At 35.6% G+C, this 4963-nt stretch carries 4 protein-coding genes; all 4 read left to right on the top strand.

The annotated features are described in order from the left end of the window. Positions 1-989: helix-turn-helix transcriptional regulator (locus tag HU235_RS18310; protein WP_217451457.1), on the top strand; the 989-nt coding region annotated here is incomplete at its 5' end. A gap of 9 nt (positions 990-998) precedes the next feature. Then, positions 999-3056 (top strand): glycoside hydrolase family 65, encoded by a 2058-nt coding sequence (locus tag HU235_RS18305; protein WP_174881139.1) that lies wholly within the window; start codon positions 999-1001, stop codon positions 3054-3056. 81 nt (positions 3057-3137) lie between these two features. Next, positions 3138-4049, top strand: coding sequence for a glycoside hydrolase family 43 protein (locus HU235_RS18300; protein ID WP_233452277.1), 912 nt, complete (start codon positions 3138-3140; stop codon positions 4047-4049). Positions 4050-4341: 292 nt separating this feature from the next. Then, positions 4342-4963 (top strand): family 4 glycosyl hydrolase (locus HU235_RS18295; RefSeq protein WP_459213478.1); only part of this gene is annotated, 622 nt, incomplete at its 3' end.

Here is a 4963-nt window from a genome sequence, read left to right as displayed (position 1 = left end):
TTATGAGAGAGATAATCTCAGGTGAGGAGGAAATGTTAGATAAAGCAGAGGTAAACATCATTGATTACTCAGATTCAAGTTTTGTTCTTGTATTTATTGCGAAAGCAGACACCGTTAACCTAACAAAGTTTAGCTGCCATCTCTCACAAATATTAATTGAAAACATCCTTCGCTATTTGAAGCTATCATCAAATGTTGGTGTAGGTCAGGAGAAAAAAGGATTGAACGAGCTAAATAATAGTTTTCTAGAAAGCCAAAAAGCGTTGGAAGTTGCTGAATATCAAGAAATTAATCAGGTTATTACATATGATGAAATTAAAAGTAAAAATGAAAATGATCGATTTTCTTATCCTTTTGATACATTAAAAGAAATAAAAACTGCTATCTCTAACAAGGAATATAATCATATATTAAAAATTTGGGGAAAATTCGAAACATATGTGATGACGGAAAATACACCATTGTACATTGTTCAAAATATTTGTTTTAGCATTATTAATGCGTTAATGCTTGAATACTATTCGGAAGAACGGGCGACAGAAAATTCGTTTAAAATGGCAGAGAATGTTATGTTAATTTATCAGCAGCATACTTCAAAGGATTTAATGAGTTGGATGAGCTCTAAGCTTGTTGAATGGCATAATCAAGTGAAAGATGAGCTTATCGGAAAGAAAAGCAATAAGCTTATTAGAGGAGTGAAGGAATACGTCCAAAATTATTATGATCAAGAAATCACCCTAGCAGAAATTGCTGATTCCTTATATGTGAATAAAAACTATCTATCCCAGTTATTTAAAAAGGTAACAGGTGAGACCTTTGTAACATATTTAAATAGATTTCGAATTGAAAAGGCAAAGGAAAAATTACGTCAGCAGCATTATATGGTTTATGAAGTAAGTGAAATGGTCGGGTATCAAAATCCCACTTATTTTAGCCAAGTATTCAAATCAATAACAGGGGTTAGTCCATCCGAGTTTTATAAAATGTAAGGGGTGAAGATGTTGATCGATCGAAAAAAATTAGTTAGTAGACATAATCCATTAATTTATCGAGTCGAACCTTTATCACCTTTATCCGTAGGGAATGGAGAGTTCGCATTCACAGCTGATTTCACAGGTCTGCAAACTTTTCCAAATGAATACGATGTTCCATTAGGTACACAGTCTGAATGGGGCTGGCATTATACAGATTCTCAAACAAAATATCGTTTAGAAGATATAAAGCAGAAAACGTTCAGCTTTCATAATCGCAATGTTGCATATCCACTTTATTCTGAAGATAGTGAAGATGCTTACCATTGGTTAAGACAAAATCCCCATAGACTTCAGCTAGGGCAAATCTCTTTTCGCTTATTAAAAGAGAATTACAAGCAAGTAGAGATTCATGATATAACAGCGATTAAACAACAGCTCAATTTATGGGAAGGGGTCTTGCTTAGTGAATTTACTGTTGAAAATCAACCTGTTTTTGTCACAACAGTATGTCATCCAACTCGTGATCAGGTAGCTGTAAAAGTAATTTCTCCACTAATCACTAATGAAAGACTGCAAATTATGATTCGATTTCCTGCACCGACTATGAATTCTAAGATATGGGAGGAGTCGATTCACTTAAATTGGCAGGATAATAATGCCCATAAAACGATCATAAAAGAAAAGAACACAAATGCTTTAAAGCTTTATAGGATAATGGATGAAGATAACTATTTTGTTAGTTGGCAATGGAGTGCTGGGGTTATTCGAACAGTTAATGAGCATGAATATTGGCTTACTCCAACGAATGAAACAGAGGAGCTTACATTTTCGGTTTCTTTTTCAAAAGAAGGAAGAAACCCTTATTCATTTGACGAAATATTAGCGGAAAGTAAACATTATTGGTTTACATTTTGGAACAGTGGGGCTGCTATTGATTTTTCAAAAAGTAGTGATGAAAGAGCAAATGAGCTAGAAAGAAGAGTTATTTTATCGCAATTTCTTACTGCGATTCATTGCAGTGGATCAAGCCCACCTCAAGAAACCGGATATATGTATAATAGCTGGTTTGGGAAGTTTCATTTAGAAATGCATTGGTGGCACGGAGCCCATTTTCCATTGTGGGGAAGGGGGCATTTATTAAAGAAAAGCTTACAATGGTATAAAAGGATATTGCCAATTGCCAAGGAATTAGCGACATCTCAAGGCTATAAAGGTGCGCGGTGGCCAAAAATGGTCGGGATTGATGGAAGACAAAGTCCTTCACCAATTGCACCAGTATTAATTTGGCAGCAACCACATCTCCTGTCATTGCTTGAGCTTTTATATCAGGAAAATCCTTCAAAGGATATAGTAGAGAAGTGGAGAGGAATTGTCATCGAAACAGCTAATTTTATGGCTTCTTTCTCCGTATGGGATGCTAAAAAACATGCATTTATACTTGGCCCGCCATTAATTCCAGCACAGGAATGCCATAAACCGGAATCAAGTTTTAATCCACCGTATGAGCTTGAATATTGGAAATATGGTTTAACGATTGCTAAAAAGTGGCTAGAACGTCTTAATGAACCTGTTCCAGCAAAATGGGAGGAAATAATCAAAAACATAGCTTCTCCACCACAACATAATGGTGTTTATCTTGCACATGAAGGATGTCTGGATACATTTACCTCATATAATCATGACCACCCATCGATGGTTGGAGCGTTAGGAATTTTGCCCGGAAGCTTAATCGATAAAAAAATCATGAAACAAACACTACAGAAAGTTCGCAATGAATGGCAATGGGAAAGTGCATGGGGCTGGGACTTTCCTATGTGCGCCATGACAGCTGCACGCCTAGGTGAACCGGAGCTAGCGATTGAATTTCTTTTAATGAATGCTACTAAAAACACATATTTGCCTAATGGACATAATTATCAAAGTCCAAGTTTGACGGCATATCTACCTGGAAACGGTGGCTTATTGACAGCCGTCGCAATGATGGCACGTGGTTGGGAGGGTGCAATTACAGAGCACGCACCAGGATTCCCACAGAACGGAGAATGGGTAATTCAAGCTGAGGGACTCCATCCATTAAGATAGTCTCTTACTAATGAGATGTGAGTGTATAAAGAAAATTTAACAATGGAATAAAAAAATTGAATCCAGAAAGGAGAAATAATGGTGTTGAAAAATCATTCAATTCAAATAAGAGACCCATTTATCTTTCCAAATCAACTCGATGGAAAGTACTATTTATATGGAAGCACTGATAAAAATATTTGGAGAAAGGGGACTGGGTTTGATGTTTATATAGGGACTGATCTTGAAAATTGGGAAGGACCTTTTCCTGTTTTTAGAGCAAATGACAGCTTTTACTCTGAGGAGAATTTCTGGGCACCTGAGGTTCATGAATATCGAGGAAAGTATTATATGTTTGCGACATTTTTACGAAAGGATAATCAACGTCGCGGAACTGCAATACTATGTTCTGAACGTTTAATCGGACCATTTGAACCACATAGTATCGGACCTATAACGCCAAAAGAATGGGATTCGCTTGATGGAACTCTTTATGTTGATAAAGAAGGTCAACCTTGGATGATTTTTTGTCATGAATGGGTGGAGGTTGCAGATGGAGAAATATGTGCTGTTAAATTATCAGACAATTTAAAAGAAGCAGTTGCTGATCCAATAATATTATTTCGTGCATCTGAAGCAAGCTGGCCAACAGCTTTTTCACATCCAAAGAGAACAACAAAAACAAATTATGTAACAGATGGTCCATTTATATATCAAGCTGAAAATGGTGACTTAATGATGCTATGGGCAAGTTTTGTCAATAATGTCTATGCACAAGGAATATCTAGGTCGTTAACCGGGAAAATTACTGGTCCTTGGCTTCATGACGAAATACCGATTTACAAAAACGATGGCGGTCATGGTATGATTTTTCAAACATTTAATGGAAACCTCATGTTAACATTACATTCACCAAATAAATCACCGAATGAACGTCCTAAATTTATAAAAATAATTGAAAGCAAAGGAAGGATTACTGTGTTAGATAACGAATTAAATAATCAAGAGAAGTAATCTTCGAAGATTAACACAATTCTTAATTAAAACTATGAACAAAAATGAACACGTTAACAATGTTGGGGTTTTTAGGATACTATATGTTTATAGCAGCTTAAAAGGCAGGTATCAGTTATTATCATAAGCATATAAATGTGAAAAAAACTTTACAATTAAACTGTAATCGTTTCTTGTCAAATCCAACTATAAAACACTAGTAGAAAGTAGATGAATTTGCCTTAAAAACAACATATAATCTTCGAGGATGAACTCATCATTTTGTTTTAAAAGGAATAAAGGGAGGACAAAAATGAACACGTTAACATTGGGGAAAAATCTTAATATTGCTTATATTGGTGGTGGCTCAAGAGGCTGGGCTTGGGGCTTAATGAGTGATCTTGCATTAGAAAAAAATTTATCTGGTACAGTTAAGCTTTATGATTTAAATTATGATGCAGCACGACAAAATGAAATGATCGGAAATCGTCTTTATGACAGAGAGGATGTTGTCGGAAAATGGAAGTATCAAGCAGTCAAAACGATGGAGGAAGCTCTTGTCGATGCTGATTTTGTCATTATTTCCATTTTGCCTGGAACTTTTTCTGAAATGTTGTCAGATGTACATGAGCCAGAAAAATACGGAATTTATCAGTCTGTTGGAGATACGATTGGCCCTGGTGGATTAGTTCGCGCCTTGCGTACAATTCCAATTTTTGTTGAAATTGCTAATCAAATTAAAGAGTTTGCACCAAATGCATGGGTTATTAATTATACGAATCCTATGAGCCTATGTGTAAGAACCTTATATGAAACTTTCCCTGAGATTAAAGCAATAGGCTGCTGTCATGAAGTATTTGGAACTCAAAAGCTATTAGCCACAATGGTAGAAGAGATGTTAGACATAAAAAATGTTTCATATAAAGATATAAAAG

Origin of the sequence: Metabacillus niabensis (assembly GCF_902829255.1) — a bacterium.
Taxonomy (GTDB): domain Bacteria; phylum Bacillota; class Bacilli; order Bacillales; family Bacillaceae; genus Metabacillus; species Metabacillus niabensis.
The sequence above is the reverse complement of the archived record's forward strand: the minus strand, read 5'-3'. Positions and strand labels throughout refer to the sequence as shown.

Excerpts from the sequence above, each read along its gene's own strand:
- HU235_RS18305 (WP_174881139.1), top strand. The coding sequence starts at position 999 with ATGTTGATCGATCGAAAAAAATTAGTTAGTAGACATAATCCATTAATT.